Raw genomic sequence first — 21,738 nt, forward strand, 5'->3', positions numbered from 1 at the left:
TAGCCTTCCAAAATGAGTTCGCAGACTTTGTAGCCCTGGTCGACAAATCACAATTTGCTTGTGAGATAGCTATAAAAGTGTGGAGAAATAGCTTGAAATTTAGTATAATATAGCTAAACTATTTGTTTAAAGTGAGAAAAAAATGGGAAATTTTAGCTTTCTTTTAAAAAATGACGAATATGAATCTTTTTCAAAACCTTGCATTGAAGCTGAGAATATGATTGCTACATCAACTGTGGCTACTGCCTTTATGGCGCGTCGTGCTTTAGAGCAGGCTGTCCATTGGATATATAGTCACGATTCATATTTAGAAGCTCCCTATCGTGCTACTCTATCTTCTTTAGTATGGGATGATGATTTTAGGGATATCGTAGATTCTGAACTCCACAAGCAGATAGTTCTGTTGATTCGGTGGGGAAACCATGCTGCTCATGGTGGTGAAATTAAGGAACGAGAAGCTATTTTAGCTTTGCATCATTTGTATCAGTTTGTTAATTTTATCGATTATTGTTACAGCAATGAGTTTGTGGAGCGTTATTTTGATGAGAAGTGCTTACCACTTTCAGCAAACATCAAATACCGAGAAACTCCACAATCTATGATAAAGTTACAAGACAGTTTACCAGAACTGCCTGATTTTCATGAACAGATGGCTGCTCAGTCCGTAGAAGTTCAAGAGACTTATACTGAAAAACGTGAGACTGCAGCGCAACGGCAAGATGTGCCTTTCCATATTGATCAATTATCTGAGGCAGAGACAAGAAAGCTCTTTATTGATATTGATCTCCGTCTAGCAGGATGGATATTTGAAGAAAACTGTCGTGTTGAGATAGCTGTTGATGGTCTGAAGCACGGTTCAGGAATTGGTTACTGTGACTATGTACTTTATGGTAAAAATGGGAAAATTTTAGCGATTGTAGAGGCTAAAAAAGCCTCTGTCAATCCAGAAGTAGGGGAAGTACAGGTCAAAGAATATGCTGAAGCTCTGGAGAAACATATCGGCTATCAGCCAATTTGCTTTATTACAAATGGGTTGAAGCACTATATACTTGATGGTCCGAACCGCCGCCAGATTGCAGGCTTTTACTCTCAAGAAGAATTGCAATTAGTGATGGATAGACGTCATCTTCAAAAACCACTTGAGGATATTTCTAGTAAAATTAGAGACGATATTTCCGGGCGTCACTACCAAAAACATGCGATTGCAAGCGTTTGTGAAGCTTTCTCTAATCATCGTAGACAGGCACTTTTGGTTATGGCAACTGGGGCTGGGAAAACTCGTACAGCAGTTTCTCTAGTTGATACCTTATCACGTCATAACTGGGTAAAAAACGTTCTCTTCTTAGCCGATAGAACTTCCTTGGTTAAGCAAGCCTATGATTCGTTTAGAAAATTACTCCCAGATCTTTCCGTTTGTAACTTCTTAGAAGATAAAGAAGGAGCTCAATCAAGTCGCATGGTCTTTTCAACTTATCCGACCATGATTGGAGCGATTAGTGGTCAAGAAGAAGTAAATCAACGCCCTTTCACTGTTGGGCATTTTGACCTTATCATAATTGACGAGTCTCACCGTTCTATTTATCAGAAATACAAGTCCATTTTTGATTATTTTGATGCAAGGATTGTAGGCTTAACAGCTACTCCGCGTCAAGATTTAGATAAAAACACCTATGGATTCTTTAATTTGGAGAATGGTGTTCCAACATATGCATATGATTTGGAAGAGGCTGTTAAAGACGGATATTTAGTAGCCTATCATTCTATCGAAACTAAACTGAAACTACCTACGGATGGTCTACATTATGATGATTTGTCTGAAGAAGAAAAGGAACATTTTGATAGCAAATTTGAAGACGATAGCTGTGAAAAAGATATTGATGGGAGTGTATTTAATTCTTTTATTTTCAATAAAAGTACAGTAGAAATTGTTTTAAATGAACTCATGACAAGAGGAATTCAGACAGCCTCGGGGGATGAAATTGGTAAAACTATTATTTTTGCTAAAAATCATGATCATGCGGAATATATCAGAGGTATTTTTAACAACCGCTATCCTGAAAAAGGGAGCGACTATGCTCAGGTGATTGATTATAGTATGAAGCATTATCAGACCTTGATTGATGATTTTAAAATTAAGGAGAAGTATCCTCAAATTGCGATTTCTGTCGATATGTTAGATACAGGTATTGATGTACCAGAGGTTGTGAATTTAGTCTTCTTCAAGAAAGTACGCTCTAAAACTAAGTTTTGGCAGATGATTGGTCGAGGAACCCGTCTATGTAAAGATTTATTTGGACCTGAGCAGGATAAGGAAAACTTCTTGGTATTTGATTATGGGGACAATTTTGATTATTTTCGTGCAGATCCAAGAGATGGAGAGGGGCGTCACATTGTTTCGTTGACTCAGCGTTTATTTAATATCAAAGTGGACTTGATTCGAGAACTTCAGGGACTCCAATACCAAGAAGATCAGTTTGCGAGAGCATACCGTCAGCAGCTTGTCTCGGAACTTCAAGGTCGTATAGAGAGCTTAAATGAGTTGGACTTCAGGGTTCGTATGGTTTTAGATACAGTTTATAGCTATAGGAAATTGGAAAGTTGGCAGAATCTAACTGCTGTTACAAGTGAAACCATTCAAAAAAATCTCTCTCCGCTTTTATTTGATGAAGATAAAGAAGATGAGATGGCGAGGAGATTTGATTTGTGCTTACTTCATATTCAGTTGGGGCAACTGACAGCTAAATCTTCCACTGTTCATATTTCCCAAGTGATGAAGACGGCTAGAGCTCTTTCTGCTATTGGCAATATCCCGCAGGTTTTTGAGCAGGTTGAAATTATCAGGAAAGTACAGGAGCCTGAATTTTGGAAAGAAGTTAGCTTGTCTGATTTGGAAAAAATTCGTCTTGCTATTCGAGATTTATTACAGTTTTTGGATAAAACAGACCGTAAACCCTACTATGTTAACTTTGAAGATCGTATACTCTCCACTGTTCACGAGACCACAGCATTTTTGCAGGTCAACGATCTTCGATCTTATAATGAAAAAGTTGAGCATTATTTGAAAACTCATCTGGATGAAGAGTCCATTTCTAAGCTATACCATAATAAAAAGTTGACATCTGATGATATGCTTGCACTTGAAAAATTGCTCTGGGAAAAATTAGGTAGCAAAGCAGACTACCAACATCATTATGAAAATAAGGCAATTCCGAGATTGGTGCGTGAGATTATTGGCTTAGATAGAGAGTCTGCCAATCGTATTTTTTCTAAATTTTTGTCGGATGAGAATCTTAATGCCAGGCAGATTTCATTTGTAAAATTGATTGTAGACTACATTGTAGAAAATGGTTGCTTAGAGATGAAAGTGTTAACGCAAGAGCCATTTAAATCTCATGGATCTGTTCAACTACTCTTTCAACACCAACTACCAGTACTTCGTAATATTGTTCAAACCATTGAGCTCATCAATGATCGAGCTGGAGAAGTGGCTTAAATTCTAAAGTGATTGCCATACTGAGACTCATTTAAAATTAAAAAGAGTAGAAATTTATGCTATATATGAGAAGTTTTATTAGAAAGAATGTCATCGTTTTCCTAGAATACAGTATCAGTTGTTAAGTGGTTGATAAATTTCAAAGTAGATACTTGTACCACGATGTTTGTTGATCGAGTTATTATAAAAGAGCTACTTTGATTTTAAAGAAATAGAAAACAAAAAGCCGAGCAAGAATTCAATTGCAGGAGAAAATGAAGGAATACTCAGTGAAAATCAAAGAGCAAACTAGCCGCAGGCTGCTCAAAACACGGTTTTGAGGTTGTAGATAAGACTGACGAAGTCAGTAACCATACCTACGGCAAGCTGACGTTGACGCGGATTGAAGAGATTTTCGAAGAGTATAAATCTTCCTAGAATAAAGCAAAACGCATAGTATCAAGGGTTTTCAACACTTGATACTATGCGTTTTCTGATGTTAAAGACTTTCTACCAGGTTTTTTAAAGCATAATTGTTAGTTGTAGTCATTTATTATTCTTCAAAGAAAAATGGTGGGGCGAATTTTTTCAGTTCTTCAAAGCACTTTTGAGCAGCATCTGTATCTTCACAGATGATAAGGCAAACATCATCACCACAAAGGGTTGCGATAATATATTGGAAATCAAGAGCATCAATAATTGTAGCGAACGATTGTGCTAGACCAGGAAGAGTTTTGAGTAGGACTTGGTGCTGAATAGGTCGCAACATGATGAGGGCATCTTCCATATAGTTTTCTAAACGTTTTTCCCATTTTGAGATGGAACCATTATTAAGAACATAATAAGCGTTATCTTCTTCGCGGACTTTTGATAGGTTCATATTTTTGATGTCGCGTGAGAGGGTTGCCTGGGTCACTTGAATGTCGTTCTCAGCAAGAAGGGACTGCAATTCAGCCTGTGTATGAATCTTGTTTTTTGCGACAAGAGCGCGTATGAGTTGGTGGCGGTGTTCTGATTTATTCATAATAATGTAACTCCTTTCAGCAAGGTAAGGTAAGCGTGGACTGAGCGAGGTCGACAGTCAAGTGATAGTCGGTATTGTCACGGATGGTGATTTCAAAGTCAGTCGTATAGAGGACTAAACGAAGAGTATCTCCTTCTTTTAGCTTATAAATAGTAGGTTGCAGTTCAAATTGCACATCCATCCATTCATCTGCAGTAACATCCTCTACTAACAGTAAATCATTTCTATTTTGTAAATTAAGGTAACCTTTTGTCATGACTCGTTGTGCATTTGGTCTAAATGGTAATTCACAGAGATTTTCCAACATGTGGTAGCGTCCATTATCAATGGTTTTAGCACTGATAATAGCTGGATAAGGTTGTAGGTATTTCTTCTGTCCAAATTCTAGCAGTTGGGCAGATAAGAGCCCCTTATTTGTACTGGATTTGATACGAAGATTAAGTTGGGCACGACCGTTCAAGTGAAGATCCTTAGTCACAGGAAGGTCAATAGTAATTTGATTTGTTTTCCCTTGATAGAGTTCCGTATTGAAGGTCTGGTATGTCTTACCATAACGTTCAAAATCCTTATCTGAGTACTGGTTTTGAATGACCTGTTCTTCTTGACCGAGTGAGAAGGTTTCAAAGTTTTCTTGCTCACCAAAGTTATCAAGAGATAACCAAGTCTGAGGAGCAGTATTGTCCTGCCAGATAACGGTCGGAAGTTGAAAATCTGTATCTTGTCCCAATAATTTCTTGGTTAATAAGGCATTCATGGATTCACGGAAGTCAATGGACTGCCAGTTGTTCATGTACACATGGGCGCCATTGTGGAAAAAGAGATGCTTGTTTATGTGAGCAGGAAGGGCATGGAACATCTGGTAAACATGAAGTGGTTTGACATTCCAATCCTGTGAACCGTGGGTAAAGACAACCTCTGCTTTTACCTTATGGGCATTGAGCAGATAATTACGGTCATGCCAAAACTGGTTATAGTCCCCAGTTTTTCGGTCTAGCTGAGCTTTCACTTTTTCTAAGTCAGCTTGGTGAGCTTCATTGCCACGGATATAGTCGCCAGCCAAGAGATTACGAGAGTAGGTTAGTTCAGCAAGGGAGTCAAAGTCCTCGCCTGGATAACCACCTGGACTAGTCACCAGACCGTTTTCACGGTAATAGTTGTACCATGAAGAAATGCCAGCCTCAGCAATGATGACTTCTAAACCATCAACACCTGTAGTGGCAAGGCCGTTTGACATGGTACCTAGATAGGAAAGTCCAGTTGTGGCTACTTTTCCATTTGACCAGTCAGCCTTGACTTGACGCTGGCGCGTATAATCGGTAAAGGCACGGCAACGGCCATTAAGCCAATCAATGACATTTTTATAAGCCTCGATTTGCTGGTAGTCGCCATTAGTCATGAAACCAGTAGAGTCTCTGGTACCAACACCTGAAACATAGAGATTGGCAAAACCTCGTGGAAGGAAGTAGTCGTTGAGTGTATAGCTAGAGTTGATGTGACTTAGCTTTTCCTCAGCTTCCGACACAAGCTCAGCTTGGCCTTGGGGTTGGACGAGATTGAGTTGAGGTTCCTCTAGTTCAATCTTATGAGCAGGTTTAACCTCAAGCTCGCCCTCCATCTTATAGAGAGCCTTATCGCTTGCCTTGTCATTTGTTCCCTGATGATAAGGACTGGCTGTCATGATGGCAGGGATTTGGCTCTCATAACGTGGACGAATAATGCTAACCTTGACTAAGTCTGGTAGACCTTTTTGGTCAGTATCGACACGAGACTCAACGTAAACGACTTCACGAATGACATCATGGCTAGAAAAAGTAGCCAAACTCTTGCCGTTAAAGTAGTGGTAGTCATTATCCTCCGGAATAAGACCATCACTAACAAGTTGGTCGATAAGAGTATTTCCCTTTTTGGTGCGAGTATTGAGTAACTGATAAAGATTTTCAATCAAGTCACCATATATAATGGGAAATCCAGTTTCTTTACGAAAAACGTCACTATCTTCGAAGTCAACCAAATAAGAAAAGCCTAAAAGTTGAAAAGCAACAGTATAAAAAATAGCTGCTGTCAAGTCTTTGTCAGATTTGAAAAAAGTTAATATGTTAGTTTCTTTATCTACAGCCAAGCAGAAGAGTGGATAGTCGGTGTTCTCATAAGTGAAAAAGAAGCGACGTAAAAAAGTTTCCAGTAATTCCTTGGGATTGGCTGTGTTTTGTAAATCAAAGCCACATTTTTTTAGTTCAGATAAGATATTTTCTTTTGGAAAAGTGATATAACTATATTGATTAAAACGCATAGAACCTCCATATAGAATGATAGTTAAGGTTATTATATCAAAAAAAAAGCAGAAAGGGAATTGTTAACTGCAAAAGGAAATAATCCAATAAAAATGAATAAAGTGCTAAATTCAATATAGAGAACAGTGTAATAATAGACGTAATAGGTATAATATAAAAATTCTAGGAGATTTATATTATATGTTTTCTATTTTTATATATAATATAGTATAAATATAAAAAACGATGACAAAAATACAAATGAATAGAAAGTAAATTAGTAAGCTGATGAAATTTTTCTCAAGAGCAACCTTTTATAGGTGAAAATGGTATAATATAGTGAGAAGGATAGAGGAGAAGTGTAAATTGATCGCACAACTAGATACAAAAACAGTCTATAGTTTTATGGAAAGCGTCATTTCGATCGAAAAGTATGTGAGAGCAGCTAAAGAATACGGCTACACTCATCTGGCTATGATGGATATTGATAATCTTTATGGTGCTTTTGACTTTCTAGAGGTTACAAAAAAATATGGCATTCATCCTTTGCTAGGGCTTGAAATGACTGTATTTGTGGATGCTCAGGAAGTGAATTTGCGCTTTTTAGCTCTATCTAGTGTGGGCTATCAGCAGTTGATGAAGCTTTCAACAGCCAAGATGCAGGGGGAGAAAACATGGTCAGTTCTATCTCAGTACCTAGAAGATATTGCAGTAATTGTGCCTTATTTTGAAGAGCTTGAATCATTAAATCTAGGCTGTGATTATTATATTGGAGTTTATCCAGAAACACTGACAAGAGAATTTCATCATCCAATCTTGCCCCTTTATCGGGTCAATGCCTTTGAAAGCAGAGATAGAGAAGTTCTGCAAGTTTTAACAGCGATTAAAGAAAACCTACCGCTCAGAGAAGTTCCCTTGCAATCACGACAAGATGTCTTTATATCAGCAAGTTCTTTAGAGAAATTATTCCAAGAACGATTTCCGCAAGCCTTAGACAATTTAGAAAAGCTTATTTCAAGCATTTCTTATGACTTGGATACTAGTCTGAAACTGCCTCGTTTTAATCCAGCTAGACCAGCAGTAGAAGAGTTGAGAGAACGTGCTGAATTGGGACTTGCTCAGAAGGGGTTGTCTAGTAAAGAATATCAAGAACGTCTAAACCAAGAATTGGCTGTTATTCATGATATGGGCTTTGATGATTATTTCTTAGTTGTCTGGGATTTGCTGCGTTTTGGACGTTCAAATGGCTACTATATGGGAATGGGACGGGGTTCTGCTGTTGGTAGCTTGGTTTCTTATGCCTTAGATATTACAGGGATTGACCCAGTAGAGAAAAATCTGATTTTTGAACGCTTTCTCAATCGTGAACGCTATACCATGCCTGATATTGATATTGATATCCCAGATATTTATCGTCCAGATTTTATCAGATATGTTGGTAATAAATATGGTAGTAAGCATGCGGCTCAAATCGTTACTTTTTCTACCTTTGGGGCTAAGCAAGCTCTACGAGATGTCTTGAAACGCTTTGGTGTTCCTGAGTATGAATTATCTGCAATTACTAAGAAAATCAGTTTTCGTGACAATCTCAAGTCGGCCTATGAGGGTAACCTCCAGTTTCGTCAGCAAATCAATAGTAAGTTAGAATACCAAAAAGCCTTTGAAATTGCTTGCAAGATAGAGGGCTACCCAAGACAAACCTCTGTCCATGCGGCTGGTGTTGTGATCAGTGACCAAGATTTGACCAATTACATCCCTCTAAAGCATGGTGACGAAATTCCACTGACTCAATATGATGCTCATGGTGTTGAAGCTAGTGGGCTTTTGAAGATGGACTTTCTGGGACTACGAAATTTGACCTTTGTCCAGAAGATGCAAGAATTGCTTGCTGAAATAGAAGGTATTCACCTTAAAATCGAAGAAATAGATTTGGAAGACAAAGAAACACTAGCTCTTTTTGCTTCTGGAAATACAAAAGGTATCTTTCAATTTGAGCAACCTGGTGCTATTCGCCTGCTTAAGCGTGTGCAGCCAGTCTGTTTTGAAGATGTCGTAGCCACTACTTCCCTAAATCGACCGGGTGCTAGTGACTATATCAATAATTTTGTGGCAAGAAAGCATGGGCAGGAAGAAGTGACTGTTCTGGATCCAGTACTGGAGGATATTTTGGCTCCAACTTACGGAATTATGCTCTATCAGGAGCAGGTTATGCAGGTTGCCCAGCGATTTGCTGGATTTAGTCTTGGGAAAGCCGATATTTTGCGTCGGGCTATGGGGAAAAAGGATGCCTCTGCCATGCATGAGATGAGGGCTTCCTTTATTCAAGGTTCATTAGATGTTGGTCATACTGCGGAAAAGGCAGAGCAGGTCTTTGATGTCATGGAGAAGTTTGCAGGTTATGGTTTTAACAGGTCACATGCCTATGCCTACTCAGCCTTGGCCTTCCAGTTGGCTTATTTCAAAACGCATTATCCAGCCATTTTTTATCAGGTTATGTTGAATTTTGCCAACAGTGATTACTTAATAGATGCCTTAGAAGCAGGATTTGAAGTAGCCCCTCTGTCCATCAACACCATTCCCTATCACGATAAAATTGCCAATAAGTCTATCTATCTAGGTTTGAAATCGATTAAGGGAGTCAGCAAAGATTTGGCGCTTTGGATTATTGAAAATAGGCCTTATTCTAACATTGAAGATTTTATAGCTAAATTACCTGAGAATTATCTGAAACTTCCTCTGCTAGAACCTTTGGTAAAAGTTGGTCTTTTCGATTCATTTGAAAGAAATCGTCAAAAAGTATTCAATAATTTAGTTAATCTATTTGAATTTGTAAAAGAGTTGGGAAGTTTGTTTGGAGATACTATTTATAGTTGGCAGGAATCGGAAGATTGGACGGAACAAGAAAAATTCTATATGGAACAAGAACTTTTAGGAGTAGGAGTTAGCAAACATCCACTACAAGCTATTGCAAGTAAGGCTATTTACCCGATTATCCCAATTGGGAATTTGTCAGAAAATAGCTATGCTATTATTTTGGTTGAAGTTCAGAAAATAAAAGTAATTCGTACCAAAAAGGGCGAAAACATGGCTTTCTTACAGGTAGATGATAGTAAGAAAAAATTGGATGTTACCCTCTTTTCAGACTTATATCGTCAGGTTGGACAGGAAATAAAAGAGGGATCCTTCTACTATATAAAAGGAAAAATACAATCACGTGATGGCCGTCTGCAAATGATTGCACAAGAAATAAGAGAAGCAGTTGCTGAACGCTTTTGGATACAGGTAAAAAATCATGAATCGGATCAAGAAATTTCACGTATTTTAGACCAGTATAAAGGTCCAATCCCAGTCATCATCAGGTATGAAGAGGAACAGAAAACCATCGTTTCTCCCCATTATTTTGTAGCTAAATCCAATGAATTAGAAGCGAAATTGAATGAAATGGTTATGAAAACGATTTATCGCTAAAAATACGGAAAATAGAAGAATTTTAAAATCAAATGTGGTATAATCAAGAAGACTGTTAAAAGAAAAAGGAGCATAAACCAATATGAAACGTATTGCTGTTTTGACTAGTGGTGGAGACGCCCCTGGTATGAACGCTGCTATCCGTGCAGTTGTTCGTCAAGCAATTTCAGAAGGAATGGAAGTGTTTGGTATCTATGACGGATATGCTGGTATGGTTGCCGGTGAAATTCATCCCCTAGATGCAGCTTCAGTAGGAGACATCATTTCTCGTGGTGGTACTTTCCTTCACTCAGCTCGTTACCCAGAGTTCGCTCAACTTGAAGGGCAACTAAAAGGGATTGAGCAATTGAAAAAACACGGCATTGAAGGTGTAGTTGTTATCGGTGGAGACGGTTCTTACCACGGCGCTATGCGTTTGACTGAGCATGGTTTCCCTGCTATCGGTCTTCCAGGTACAATCGATAACGATATCGTTGGTACTGACTTTACAATCGGTTTTGACACAGCGGTTACAACTGCTATGGATGCTATTGATAAGATTCGTGATACATCATCAAGTCACCGTCGTACTTTTGTTATTGAAGTTATGGGACGTAACGCTGGTGATATCGCTCTTTGGGCTGGTATTGCAACTGGTGCAGATGAAATCATCATTCCTGAGGAAGGATTCAAGATTGAAGACATCGTAGAAAGCATTAAATGTGGTTATGAGTGTGGTAAAAAACACAATATCATCGTCTTAGCTGAAGGTGTGATGTCAGCAGCTGAATTTGGTCAAAAACTTAAAGAAGCTGGAGATACAAGCGACCTTCGTGTGACAGAACTTGGACATATTCAACGTGGTGGTTCTCCAACTGCGCGTGACCGTGTATTGGCGTCACGTATGGGTGCCCATGCTGTTAAACTTCTTAAAGAAGGTATTGGTGGTGTTGCGGTTGGTATCCGTAACGAGAAAATGGTTGAAAACCCAATTCTTGGAACGGCAGAAGAAGGAGCATTGTTTAGCCTTACTGCAGAAGGTAAGATTGTAGTTAACAACCCACACAAAGCCGATATTGAGCTATCTAGCTTGAATAAGAGCTTGTCATAATTTACAATTTAGTTAATAAGACCAAAAAGGTCATATCTATAAAGGAGTCACAAAAATCATGAACAAACGTGTAAAAATCGTTGCAACTTTGGGTCCTGCGGTAGAAATCCGTGGTGGTAAAAAATTCGGTGATGACGGATACTGGGGTGAAAAACTTGATGTTGAAGCTTCAGCTAAAAACATTGCTCAATTGATTGAAGCTGGTGCTAACACATTCCGTTTCAACTTCTCACACGGTGACCACCAAGAACAAGGTGAGCGTATGGCAACTGTTAAACTTGCTGAAAAACTTGCAGGTAAAAAAGTTGGTTTCCTTCTTGATACAAAAGGACCAGAAATCCGTACAGAATTGTTCGAAGGTGAAGCTAAAGAGTATTCATACAAAACTGGTGAGAAAATCCGTGTTGCAACTAAACAAGGAATCAAATCAACTCGTGAAGTGATTGCATTGAACGTTGCTGGTGCTCTTGATATCTATGATGATGTTGAAGTTGGTCGTCAAGTTTTGGTTGACGACGGTAAACTTGGTCTTCGTGTGGTTGCTAAAGATGACGCAACTCGTGAATTTGAAGTGGAAGTTGAAAACGATGGTATCATCGCTAAACAAAAAGGTGTGAATATTCCTAACACTAAAATTCCTTTCCCAGCCCTTGCTGAACGTGATAACGACGATATCCGCTTTGGTCTTGAACAAGGTATCAACTTTATTGCGATTTCATTCGTACGTACTGCAAAAGACGTGAACGAAGTTCGTGCAATCTGTGAAGAAACTGGAAACGGACATGTTCAATTGTTCGCTAAAATCGAAAACCAACAAGGTATCGATAACTTGGATGAAATTATCGAAGCTGCTGATGGTATTATGATTGCTCGTGGTGATATGGGTATCGAAGTACCATTCGAAATGGTTCCAGTTTACCAAAAAATGATTATTAAGAAAGTCAATGCTGCAGGTAAAGTTGTTATCACTGCAACAAACATGCTTGAAACAATGACTGAAAAACCACGTGCAACTCGTTCAGAAGTATCAGACGTATTCAACGCTGTTATCGACGGAACTGACGCAACAATGCTTTCAGGTGAGTCTGCAAATGGTAAATACCCTCTTGAGTCAGTAACTACAATGGCTACAATTGATAAGAATGCTCAAACTCTTCTTAATGAATACGGACGTCTTGATTCAGATTCATTTGAGCGTAACTCTAAGACAGAAGTAATGGCTTCTGCTGTTAAAGATGCGACTAACTCAATGGACATTAAATTGGTTGTAACTCTTACTAAGACAGGTCACACTGCACGTTTGATTTCTAAATACCGTCCAAATGCTGACATCTTAGCATTGACATTTGACGAATTGACAGAACGTGGCTTGATGTTGAACTGGGGTGTTATCCCAATGTTGACAGATGCTCCATCTTCAACTGACGATATGTTCGAAATCGCTGAACGTAAAGCGGTAGAAGCAGGTCTCGTTGAGTCAGGTGATGATATCGTTATCGTTGCTGGTGTACCAGTAGGAGAAGCTGTTCGTACAAATACAATGCGTATCCGCACAGTACGTTAAGAAAAATATAAAAACCTATCATATCCAGCTTTAGAGCTTGTGTGATAGGCTTTTTTGGGCTCTTTGTCAACTGTAGTGGGTTGAAGTCAGCTAAGCTCGAGAAAGGACAAATTTTGTCCTTTCTTTTTTGATATTCAGAACGATAAAAATCCGTTTTTTGAAGTTTTCAAAGTTTCGAAAACCAAAGGCATTGCGCTTGATAAGTTTGATGAGATTATTGGTCGCTTCCAGTTTGGCGTTAGAATAGTGTAGTTGAAGGGCGTTAACAATCTTTTCTTTATCCTTGAGGAAGGTTTTAAAAACAGTCTGAAAAAGAGGATGAACCTGCTTTAGATTGTCCTCAATGAGTCCGAAAAATTTGTCAGGCTCTTTATTCTGGAAGTGAAAAAGTAAGAGCCGATAGAGATTATAGTGGTGTTTCAAGTCTTCTGAATAGCTCAAAAGCTTGTCAAGAATCTCTTTATTGGTCAAGTGAATACGAAAAGTAGGGCGATAAAAACGTTTATCACTCAATTTACGACTATCCTGTTGAATGAGCTTCCAGTAGCGCTTGATAGCCTTGTATTCATGAGATTTTCTATCGAATTGGTTCATGATTTGGACACGCACACGACTCATAGCACGGCTAAGATGTTGTACAATATGAAAGCGATCTAGAACGATTTTAGCATTCGGGAGTGAAACAGTCTGGGAGACTGTTTCAGCCTGAGCCTAGAAATTTGAAAGCGAATCTGTTTAGCCAAGGCATAATAAGGACTAAACATATCCATAGTAATAATTTTGACGCGACATCGGACAGCTCTATCATACTTAAGAAAGTGATTACGAATGATAGCTTGTGTTCTTCCCTCAAGAACAGTGATGATATTGAGATTGTTAAAATCTTGCGTAATGAAGCTCATCTCCATCTCCCGATTGAAACAGTCACTCCCCGGACTGTTTCAACGTCCCAAGACATAATCTCAGGCAGATTTCTAACATTACACTCAAAGTGGAAGTCATTGAGCTTTCGAATGACAGTTGAAGTTGAAATGGCCAGCTGATGAGCAATATCGGTCATAGAAGTCTTTTCAATCAACTTTTGCGCAATTTTTTGGTTGATAATACGAGGAATTTGGTGATTTTTCTTGACGATAGAAGTTTCAGCGACCATCATTTTTGAACAGTGATAGCACTTGAATCGACGCTTTCTAAGGAGAATTCTAGTAGGCATACCAGTCGTTTCAAGGTAAGGAATTTTCGACGGTTTTTGAAAGTCATATTTCTTCATTTGACTTCCGCACTCAGGGCAAGATGGAGCTTCATAGTCCAGTTTGGCGATGAGTTCCTTGTATGTATCCTTATTAATGATATCCATAGGGGATTTACCCACTACAAATATTATAGAGCCCAAAAAGGTGGCTATGTCACCTTTTTGTGTCAGTGTAGGTATTTGTGACGCGGTGGTGGGGCATCAATGGAGTTTCTTGAAGGTAATACTCTTCGAAAATCTCTTCAAACCACGTCAGCGTCGCCTTACCGTAGGTATGGTTACTGACTTCGTCAGTTTCATCTACAACCTCAAAACCATGTTTTGAGCTGACTTCGTCAGTTCTATCTACAACCTCAAAGCAGCGCTTTGAGCAACCTGCGGCTAGCTTCCTAGTTTGCTCTTTGATTTTCATTGAGTATGAAATAAGATATGCACAAATTGATTAGAAAAGTCAAATGAATTTCTACAAATGTTTTAGCAATCGCAATCTACTTGTCTAGATTCGATCTGATATATTTTCGATTTAATGATATGGTATTTAAAACCTCCAAAGCAGCTTGCTCCATTATTTTACTTACGTGAGTGTAGATGTTATTTATTGTTTTAGCGTCTTTGTGTCCCACTCTAACCATTATAGCTTTTAATGGGATATTCTTCTCAGCTAGTGTACTAAAGAGTGTGTGCCTGAAAATATGGGAACTAAGGGGCTGGTTTATCGGTTTCGCTAGTTTAGTATTTGCCTTTTGAAAAGTGATCTTAAATGCCTTTCTCTAAATTTACATATCACTATTGTTTAACAAAATATAATCTGCTTTAGGTCACTTATTCTTTTTTGAAATGTAGAATGAACTTTTTCAAAGTTTTTCGAATCTTTTAAAATCTGTTTGTTTTATATCGTCATTCTCCCTCTTTTTTAATTCTCCCTATACAGCCTGACAACTTTTCCGATGGTGCGAATACGGTTGCTTTCGTCTAGGCAGATGTCGGGGTATTCGGGATTGAGTTTTTTGAGGTAGCCTTGGCGAAGTTTCTTGACCTAGTTAGCACCGTCTACTTGGAAGATGACGATGGTATTATAGTCAATCTGTGGGGGATTCTTGATAAATAGGTAGTTGCCGTTTCTTATCTTTGGCTCCATGGACTTGCTGACGACATAAGCGATTGCGTCGTAGTCGTCTGGGATTTCATCCTCATAGAATGGAAACTCCATATCTAAATTGTCGTCCTGCATCGAGCGGCTACCTGCAGAGATAAACTACCTAACACGAGAGTAAGTAGTCTGTCTGTAGTCGTCCAGTCTGATGATTTTTGCGATACTTCGTTTATCATCGTTTTTCTTCTCATACAGTTGCCTCTCGGCATAGGTCAGTACCTTTACCTTGTCTGGGTGATGCCCGTTGGTCGTAGATAGATTGGATATCGCTAGGAGAATCCTTTTGAACTGGAGGAAAGAGGACATCAATCAAGCTACTGAATACTTTAACTAAGTCAAATATAGTATTTTTCTTAGTAGACCTAACCCTTTTTTCATAGTTTCCAAGGGTGTTTTTACTTATACCAATCTTGGTACTCAATTCTTATTGAGTCCAACCATTACTAGTCTATATTGTTTTATTTTTCGCATGTAACAATTGCAATCTCTTCTTTATCCACGAATGAAATCGCTTTCTGTTTTTATAAGTAAAGCATAACACGAAATCCACGAAAATGAAAACTTTGTTGTGTTTTCGTAAAAAAATTGTTGACAGAGCACGAAACGCCTATTATAATTAAATCAAGCTTAAGGAAATAACAAAAAAAACAAATCGGAGGGAAAGACGATGAGCATATTAAATGAGAAAGTAATCAATATCTGTAAATCAGTAGTTAAAGAAACTTTAATCCAAGACATTTAGGAGAAAAAGATGAAGAAATCAAGAAAATTAGCCATATTAGGAATCTGTTCAGCTTTGTTTTTAGGCTTGGCAGCTTGTCAGCAAGATGCTACAACTTCGAATGGGACGAGTCAAAGGCAAAGTAGTTCAACGAAAGTTCCATGGAAAGCTTCATACACCAACCTAAACAATCAGGTAAGTACAGAAGAGGTCAAATCTCTCTTATCAGCTCACTTGGATCCAAATAGTGTTGATGCCTTTTTTAATCTCGTTAATGATTACAATACCATTGTCGGCTCAACTGGCTTATCAGGAGATTTCACTTCCTTTACTCACACAGAATACGATGTTGAAAAAATCAGTCATCTCTGGAATCAAAAGAAGGGTGATTTTGTTGGAACCAACTGCCGTATCAATAGTTATTGTCTTTTGAAAAATTCAGTCACCATTCCAAAACTTGATAAGAATGATCAATTGCTTTTCCTAGATAACGATGCGATTGATAAGGGGAAGGTCTTTGATTCACAAGATAAGGAAGAGTTTGATATTCTATTTTCTAGAGTTCCAACTGAGGCAACGACGGATGTCAAGGTTCACGCTGAAAAGATGGAAACATTCTTCTCCCAATTTCAATTCAACGACAAAGCTCGAATGCTATCTGTAGTCTTGCACGACAATCTGGATGGTGAGTATCTGTTTGTAGGCCACGTTGGAGTCTTAGTACCGGCTGATGACGGTTTCTTATTTGTAGAGAAATTGACTTTCGAAGAGCCCTACCAAGCGATTAAATTTGCCAGCAAGGAAGATTGTTACAAGTATTTAGGCACCAAGTATGCGGATTATACAGGCGAGGGACTGGCTCAGCCTTTTATCATGGATAATGATAAGTGGGTTAATATCTAGAGGTAATCTAACATGGATATAGTATTAGGCATTTTATGTTTATTCTTGATAGGTATATGGGTGAGTACGATAATTAACAGTCGAAAACCAGGAAAAAATGAAAGATTTATAGGTTATATTCAAAGATACGATATTGATGGGGAAGGCTATCAATCAGAAGTATGGGAAGTGACTGAGGAGGAAGATTAAGAAGTAAAAACAGCGTCTTCTTTTTAGTATTGCACCTATTTCCAGACAGTCCATTTGTAGTTTTATCCAGATTGATATATAATTTAAGGTAGAGAAAATAGGAGGATCAATCAGATGGAATTAAAAGATTTTACAGAAAAAGAACAGGAAATGATTAAGAATGGGCTGACGACGTCTAAGATTAGTGACAAGGAAACTGCTGAGAAGATTCTTGCGCTTGTCCCACAAGACTTGATTAAGCGAATCCCATTTTTCGTCAGAAAACATGCTACGACACGTACGATTAAACGCATTTCAATCGAACACCCTGAGCTTTACGCTGCAGCTCAAACAAGTGGTGAGATTCCAGAAAAAGAACGAGAAGAATTACGTCAGATTATCACAACTATCTTTGAACAAAAGATGAATAAGCATAGTATTAAGTAGAGAATGAAAAAATATTTTATTGGTGGTTTGGGAAGTAATGTCTATCATAGCAAGGATCTTCTTCAAGAACTAGATTCTCAGGTTTATTTTCTAAATCCATATGAAAAACATCTTCGAGATGAAACAGAATTGAAATCATGGTTTAAAAAATCGATAGAAGAGGAAGAATCTATCTGTCTGATAGGCCATTCTCTTGGAGGAGATTTGGCTCGTTATCTCGCATCGGAATTTCAAGAAGTGAAGAAACTGATTCTTTTGGATGGTGGCTATCTAGATTTAGATAAGATTTTACCTTTAGATACAGAGTTAGAGGAAACTAAAAATTATATCAAATCTCAAATTGTTTCGGACTTAGCTCTTCTTATTTCTAAAGAAAAATCTGAAGCAAAGCATTGGTCAGAAAATATGGAGAAAGCCGTAAGGCAGTCCTATCACTGGAATTCTGAGTATAATAGATATGAGTTGGCTATAAATTATGAAAATATAGAAGCGATACTCCGCTTACGGAGAAAAATACAAGCTTTTAAGAGAGAAGTGGGAGATACCTTGTTTATTAGTCCTCGCTATCCTAATGAAGCTACATGGAGAGAGGAAACACTAAAAGAATTACCAGATTATTTTGATACTATTTTTCTAGAAAACGTTGGCCATGAGCTTTATACTCAAGCACCCAAAAAAATCGCTAGTATGATTAATGAGTGGCTCTCTTATTCTCACTGAGTTGCTTGTATGGCTTGAAATGGTATAAGATGAAAATCTACAAGTCACTAATTCTCATATAACAAAAAAAACGAACAGGCTCTTTTCTGTCATTCAGAAGAGAACTTGTTCGTTTTTATCTTGATTTTCTTAAAAAGCTCGATAAACATAGGGATTTTCTGGTTTATCGACTTTTGTAAAGCTGTCGATTTCCAAGGTTGGGAGATTTTGTTTGAGTTCTTTATGGTAGTGATTGAGCAGTTTTCCTTTGGCCGTAATCCAAGTGTTGTTTTCATACTGCCGGGTATTTCCCTTGGTCAGCAATCCATAGACACCAGAATCTGCGATACAGTGGATAATGCCGAATCGGAACAGAAATTGACTATTGGCATGACTGGGGTCGTTATAGACAAAGCCTGTAAACTGGATTGTCTTGCCCTCAAACTCATCTGGATAGTCGTAGATAGCCTCCATGACCTCCATATAGTTTTCATTAGTGATCTGAATGCTATCCTGGGACAAGTATTTATCCGCCGCCGTTCGCATTTCCTTTTCATAGGCTGATTTTGAAAAATAAGAACTGGTGTCTGGTTTCAAATATTGGCTTGTCGTCCCTTCACTTGTCTGAATGGCTAGATCCGTTCCTTCCGATAGGGGGAAATGATAACCTTTAGCAGAAACGGTCTGAGAATCCAAGCTAACAGTTGGGAAAGTTAAGCCGATGACAAGTGGAATAGCCAGAAGAGAAATACTCGTCATCTTGGCCAATCGGCTGTTCAGATGACTGTGGGTTTTGATTTGCTTCATCCAGATATACAATTGAACAATTGCCAAGATAAAGGAAAGCACCATGGAGATATAGGGCAGATAGGAATAGTGCATGTTGATGTACTGGTTTAGTTTGCCCGACAGATGGAGGTAAATAGTCAGTTCAAAATAGCCAGCTAAAACTAAAAATCGAATCATAGGATGACTCCAATCAAGAGAGAATAGGCTAAAACGACCAGAGTCACAATCGTAATGAAGTGACTAATAAATCGTGCTTTCAAGTAATTTTTCATCATGAGAATATTTTTGATATCCAGCATTGGGCCAATGACGAGAAAGGCCAGAACTGGAGCCAAACCGAAACTCGAGAGAAGAGAAGCACCTATAAAGGCATCCGCCTCACTACAGAGCGAAAGAAGAAAGGATAAAATCATCAAGAGCAGGATGGCAAAAAGAGGGGTCGCACTGATAGAGGTCAGAATCCGAGTCGGAACGTAGACCTGTATTATAGAAGCAAAGAGGCAGCCAAATACCAAATAACGCCCCGTATCAAAAAATTCATCAATGGCCTGCACAAAGACTTGAAAAACTTTTTTTGCAGAACTCAAGTAAGAAAAATCATGCTCATGACAAGTCAGACGATTTTCTTTCTGAATCGGTTCTTGCCAGAAAAATCCTAGAAAAATTCCTAGTATTACAGCCACAAGAATGGAACCCAGAGCTCGTAATAGGGCGACATGGAAGGAGTTGCCAAAGGCAGAATAGGTCGCAAAAAGAACAATGGGATTGATAACAGGTGCTGTCACAAGAAAGGGAACGGCCGTGTAACTGGGAACCTTTTTTTCCAGAAAACGATTGATAATGGGGACGATTCCACATTCACAAGAAGGGAAAAGTATACCAACGAAGGTGCCAAAAAAGATTCTCCCCCAACGATTTCGAGGGAGAAAATGATAAACCCTGTCAGGTGTGATATAGACCTCAATCAGCCCTGAGACAATGCTTCCTATCAGAACGAAGGGAAGGGCTTCAATGATAATGGAGAGGAAAATGGCTCCAGTTTGAAGTACACTAGATGGGAGTTGTTGAAAAGCAGTCATCTAGTTTTTCTTTTCTGCTTTGGCTTTTTTCTCTTTGTCATCAGGGAAAGTGACTTGTTTCAAATCTGGGAGTTTAGCAAACTCTTCAAACATCTTGTCCAAGTCGTCTCGTTTTGTAAATTTTACAGCCATAGGTGTACCTCGATTCTAAATTCTACCTCTATTATACTATTATTTTGAGGAAAAGGGAAAAGTTAAAATTGAGTATCTAACGAATAATAGAGTTTGATATATCCTGATATACACTATGATTGTGATATAATAGTTGTGGAATAACGGAGGAAATTATGGATCATGAAAAAAATCGGTCAGATTACCGATGAAGTAAAAGAAATTTTTGATATTGTTCTTGAAGCGAGCGACATAAAGGTCAACAAAGACGGTTTGAGAAGTCATATGATAAAAGGCCATCACAATGATGTGATTCATCATATTGAAGACCTGGAACTCATACTAAGGAACCCAGATTTCGTCGGCATCAATCCACGAGAGAAAGACGCCAGTTTTGAATATGTAAAAAGATTTGATAATAATGTTCTTGTTGCGATTAAGTTGCGATTAAGTTACATAAAAGTGGTGATTTCTTTTATGTTCCGACCATGTATCGTTTACAAGATTACAAGTTACAAAGTCGTATTAAGTCTGGTAGATTGAGAAAACATAACATTAAATTGTCTGAAAATTTATTGACAGATTAGAAAAAACATAGTATAATGAAACGTAAGATGAATTCAGGTTTCCTGAACCGATAGGAGTATACAATGAAAAAACTAGGTTTTGTCCTTTTATCTTCAGCCTTGCTATTGACAGCTTGTGCAGTCCGTTTTGAAAAATCAACCGAGACAACCGATTCGTCCAAGGTGACAGCCTTGTCTGAAGACAAGCAAAAAATGCTTGATAAGGCTACTGCTGACTATAAGACTTTTGTGCAAGACCAAATCGATAAACTGTTGACAGATACAGAAGGCTTTGTCAAACTGTTGAAAGAAGGTAAGTTAGAAGAAGCTAAGAAGGTCTATCCACTGATTCGTATGTCTTATGAGCGTTCAGAACCGATTGCCGAGAGTTTTGGTGAGTCAGATGTCAAGATTGACTTCCGTTTGGCAGACTACATGGACGAAAACAAGACAGAAGAGGGATGGTCAGGTTTCCACCGTATTGAGCGTATCCTTTGGGAAGACAATACAACTAAAGGAACTGAAAGCTATGGTGATCAGTTGGTCAATGATATCAAGGAATTGAAAGCCAAGATTGCAACTGTTGATGTGGACTACAAGGTTATGCTGACTGGGGCAGTCGACTTGCTTAACGAAGTTGCAACAAGTAAGATTACAGGGGAAGAGGAAATTTATTCTCATACAGACTTGTATGACTTCCGTGCCAATATCGAGGGAGCTGAGAAGATTTTCCAACTCTTTAAACCTTTGCTTGAAAAATCAGACGCTAACCTAGTTAAAGAATTGGAAGCGGACTTCAAGTCTGTCAATGATTTGTTGGACAAACACATGACCGACAAGGAACACTACAAGCTCTATACAGATTTGACAACAGAAGATACCAAAGAATTGTCAGAAGCTGTGACAAAACTTGGTGAGCCTCTATCACAAATGGGTAAATTTCTTAGTGGAGAATAAGAGTC

General features: G+C 38.4%; 17 protein-coding genes and 3 pseudogenes. 11 read left to right on the forward strand and 9 right to left on the reverse strand.

The genetic code is table 11. The features are described 5' to 3' along the window. Positions 1-113: pseudogene (locus B4W83_RS13780) on the forward strand (restriction endonuclease subunit S); the annotation flags it as partial. A 29-nt stretch (positions 114-142) separates the two neighbouring features. Continuing rightward, positions 143-3,493, forward strand: a complete 3,351-nt coding sequence (locus B4W83_RS02495) for a DEAD/DEAH box helicase family protein (protein WP_000526331.1) — start codon at positions 143-145, stop codon at positions 3,491-3,493. Positions 3,494-4,025: 532 nt separating this feature from the next. On the opposite strand, the gene B4W83_RS02500 is transcribed toward B4W83_RS02495, so the two are convergent. Continuing rightward, the gene (locus tag B4W83_RS02500; protein WP_001043011.1) at positions 4,026-4,496 is read right to left on the reverse strand and encodes an arginine repressor; all 471 of its coding nucleotides are present in this window, start codon (positions 4,494-4,496) and stop codon (positions 4,026-4,028) included. 16 nt (positions 4,497-4,512) lie between these two features. Further along, positions 4,513-6,786: a Xaa-Pro dipeptidyl-peptidase gene (locus tag B4W83_RS02505; RefSeq protein ID WP_001212059.1), complete on the reverse strand. Its 2,274-nt coding sequence runs from the start codon at positions 6,784-6,786 to the stop codon at positions 4,513-4,515. A 346-nt stretch (positions 6,787-7,132) separates the two neighbouring features. Between B4W83_RS02505 and B4W83_RS02510 the strand changes: the two genes are divergently transcribed. From B4W83_RS02510 to pyk, 3 genes are all read left to right on the forward strand, one after another. Next, entirely contained in the window at positions 7,133-10,234 is a 3,102-nt protein-coding gene (locus tag B4W83_RS02510) for a DNA polymerase III subunit alpha (RefSeq protein WP_000561548.1), read from the forward strand. Between the two features lie 82 nt (positions 10,235-10,316). After that, the gene (gene pfkA / locus B4W83_RS02515; protein ID WP_000820864.1) at positions 10,317-11,324 is read left to right on the forward strand and encodes a 6-phosphofructokinase; all 1,008 of its coding nucleotides are present in this window, start codon (positions 10,317-10,319) and stop codon (positions 11,322-11,324) included. Between the two features lie 58 nt (positions 11,325-11,382). Beyond that, the gene (gene pyk, locus B4W83_RS02520) at positions 11,383-12,888 is read left to right on the forward strand and encodes a pyruvate kinase (protein ID WP_001042799.1); all 1,506 of its coding nucleotides are present in this window, start codon (positions 11,383-11,385) and stop codon (positions 12,886-12,888) included. A gap of 90 nt (positions 12,889-12,978) precedes the next feature. On the opposite strand, the pseudogene B4W83_RS13120 reads toward pyk, so the two are convergent. From B4W83_RS13120 to B4W83_RS13885, 4 genes and pseudogenes are all read right to left on the reverse strand, one after another. Next, positions 12,979-14,245: pseudogene (locus tag B4W83_RS13120) on the reverse strand (transposase). A 49-nt stretch (positions 14,246-14,294) separates the two neighbouring features. Beyond that, a complete protein-coding gene (locus tag B4W83_RS13250; protein ID WP_023933598.1) occupies positions 14,295-14,552 on the reverse strand; it encodes a hypothetical protein in 258 nt (85 codons plus the stop codon). Between the two features lie 76 nt (positions 14,553-14,628). Then, on the reverse strand, positions 14,629-14,895 hold the full coding sequence (locus B4W83_RS02535; RefSeq protein ID WP_078929922.1) for a tyrosine-type recombinase/integrase: 267 nt from the start codon (positions 14,893-14,895) through the stop codon (positions 14,629-14,631). Between the two features lie 158 nt (positions 14,896-15,053). Beyond that, positions 15,054-15,714, reverse strand: a pseudogene (locus tag B4W83_RS13885) (S24 family peptidase). Between the two features lie 330 nt (positions 15,715-16,044). On the opposite strand from B4W83_RS13885, the gene B4W83_RS02550 reads away from it, so the two are divergent. From B4W83_RS02550 to B4W83_RS02560, 4 genes are all read left to right on the forward strand, one after another. Continuing rightward, positions 16,045-16,917 carry a DUF4300 family protein gene (locus tag B4W83_RS02550; protein WP_000749591.1) on the forward strand — a complete coding sequence of 291 codons (873 nt, stop codon included), beginning with the start codon at positions 16,045-16,047 and terminating at the stop codon, positions 16,915-16,917. Between the two features lie 12 nt (positions 16,918-16,929). Then, positions 16,930-17,106, forward strand: a complete 177-nt coding sequence (locus B4W83_RS12705) for a hypothetical protein (protein ID WP_000355833.1) — start codon at positions 16,930-16,932, stop codon at positions 17,104-17,106. Between the two features lie 114 nt (positions 17,107-17,220). Further along, positions 17,221-17,532, forward strand: a complete 312-nt coding sequence (locus tag B4W83_RS02555) for a hypothetical protein (protein WP_000420573.1) — start codon at positions 17,221-17,223, stop codon at positions 17,530-17,532. Positions 17,533-17,535: 3 nt separating this feature from the next. Further along, entirely contained in the window at positions 17,536-18,252 is a 717-nt protein-coding gene (locus tag B4W83_RS02560; protein WP_000759787.1) for an alpha/beta hydrolase, read from the forward strand. A 129-nt stretch (positions 18,253-18,381) separates the two neighbouring features. Here B4W83_RS02560 and B4W83_RS02565 read toward each other — a convergent pair whose 3' ends face one another. The 3 genes from B4W83_RS02565 to B4W83_RS13655 are packed head-to-tail and all read right to left on the reverse strand — an operon-like array spanning position 18,382 to position 20,231. After that, positions 18,382-19,197 (reverse strand): TIGR03943 family putative permease subunit, encoded by an 816-nt coding sequence (locus tag B4W83_RS02565; protein ID WP_000617854.1) that lies wholly within the window; start codon positions 19,195-19,197, stop codon positions 18,382-18,384. Beyond that, entirely contained in the window at positions 19,194-20,099 is a 906-nt protein-coding gene (locus B4W83_RS02570; RefSeq protein ID WP_000123628.1) for a permease, read from the reverse strand. The genes B4W83_RS02565 and B4W83_RS02570 overlap by 4 nt, the downstream gene beginning before the upstream one ends. Then, positions 20,100-20,231, reverse strand: coding sequence for an SPJ_0845 family protein (locus B4W83_RS13655; protein WP_000268685.1), 132 nt, complete (start codon positions 20,229-20,231; stop codon positions 20,100-20,102). Positions 20,232-20,393: 162 nt separating this feature from the next. Here B4W83_RS13655 and B4W83_RS02580 point away from each other — a divergent pair, with 162 nt between their 5' ends. Next, positions 20,394-20,753: a PBECR3 domain-containing polyvalent protein gene (locus B4W83_RS02580; RefSeq protein ID WP_007284914.1), complete on the forward strand. Its 360-nt coding sequence runs from the start codon at positions 20,394-20,396 to the stop codon at positions 20,751-20,753. A gap of 107 nt (positions 20,754-20,860) precedes the next feature. Then, positions 20,861-21,733, forward strand: coding sequence for an iron uptake system protein EfeO (efeO, locus tag B4W83_RS02585; RefSeq protein ID WP_000732987.1), 873 nt, complete (start codon positions 20,861-20,863; stop codon positions 21,731-21,733). Positions 21,734-21,738: the final 5 nt, after the last annotated feature.

It is taken from the genome of Streptococcus pseudopneumoniae ATCC BAA-960 = CCUG 49455 (genome assembly GCF_002087075.1).
In the GTDB taxonomy this organism is placed as follows: domain Bacteria; phylum Bacillota; class Bacilli; order Lactobacillales; family Streptococcaceae; genus Streptococcus; species Streptococcus pseudopneumoniae.

Coding starts and splice junctions, on each gene's coding strand:
- B4W83_RS13250 (WP_023933598.1), bottom strand. CDS start 14,552: ATGAAAATCAAAGAGCAAACTAGGAAGCTAGCCGCAGGTTGCTCAAAG.
- B4W83_RS02555 (WP_000420573.1), top strand. CDS start 17,221: ATGGAATTAAAAGATTTTACAGAAAAAGAACAGGAAATGATTAAGAAT.
- B4W83_RS13655 (WP_000268685.1), bottom strand. CDS start 20,231: ATGGCTGTAAAATTTACAAAACGAGACGACTTGGACAAGATGTTTGAA.
- pfkA (WP_000820864.1), top strand. CDS start 10,317: ATGAAACGTATTGCTGTTTTGACTAGTGGTGGAGACGCCCCTGGTATG.
- B4W83_RS02550 (WP_000749591.1), top strand. CDS start 16,045: ATGAAGAAATCAAGAAAATTAGCCATATTAGGAATCTGTTCAGCTTTG.
- B4W83_RS02565 (WP_000617854.1), bottom strand. CDS start 19,197: ATGATTCGATTTTTAGTTTTAGCTGGCTATTTTGAACTGACTATTTAC.
- B4W83_RS02495 (WP_000526331.1), top strand. CDS start 143: ATGGGAAATTTTAGCTTTCTTTTAAAAAATGACGAATATGAATCTTTT.
- B4W83_RS12705 (WP_000355833.1), top strand. CDS start 16,930: ATGGATATAGTATTAGGCATTTTATGTTTATTCTTGATAGGTATATGG.
- efeO (WP_000732987.1), top strand. CDS start 20,861: ATGAAAAAACTAGGTTTTGTCCTTTTATCTTCAGCCTTGCTATTGACA.
- B4W83_RS02560 (WP_000759787.1), top strand. CDS start 17,536: ATGAAAAAATATTTTATTGGTGGTTTGGGAAGTAATGTCTATCATAGC.
- B4W83_RS02580 (WP_007284914.1), top strand. CDS start 20,394: ATGAAAAAAATCGGTCAGATTACCGATGAAGTAAAAGAAATTTTTGAT.
- B4W83_RS02570 (WP_000123628.1), bottom strand. CDS start 20,099: ATGACTGCTTTTCAACAACTCCCATCTAGTGTACTTCAAACTGGAGCC.
- pyk (WP_001042799.1), top strand. CDS start 11,383: ATGAACAAACGTGTAAAAATCGTTGCAACTTTGGGTCCTGCGGTAGAA.
- B4W83_RS02500 (WP_001043011.1), bottom strand. CDS start 4,496: ATGAATAAATCAGAACACCGCCACCAACTCATACGCGCTCTTGTCGCA.
- B4W83_RS02505 (WP_001212059.1), bottom strand. CDS start 6,786: ATGCGTTTTAATCAATATAGTTATATCACTTTTCCAAAAGAAAATATC.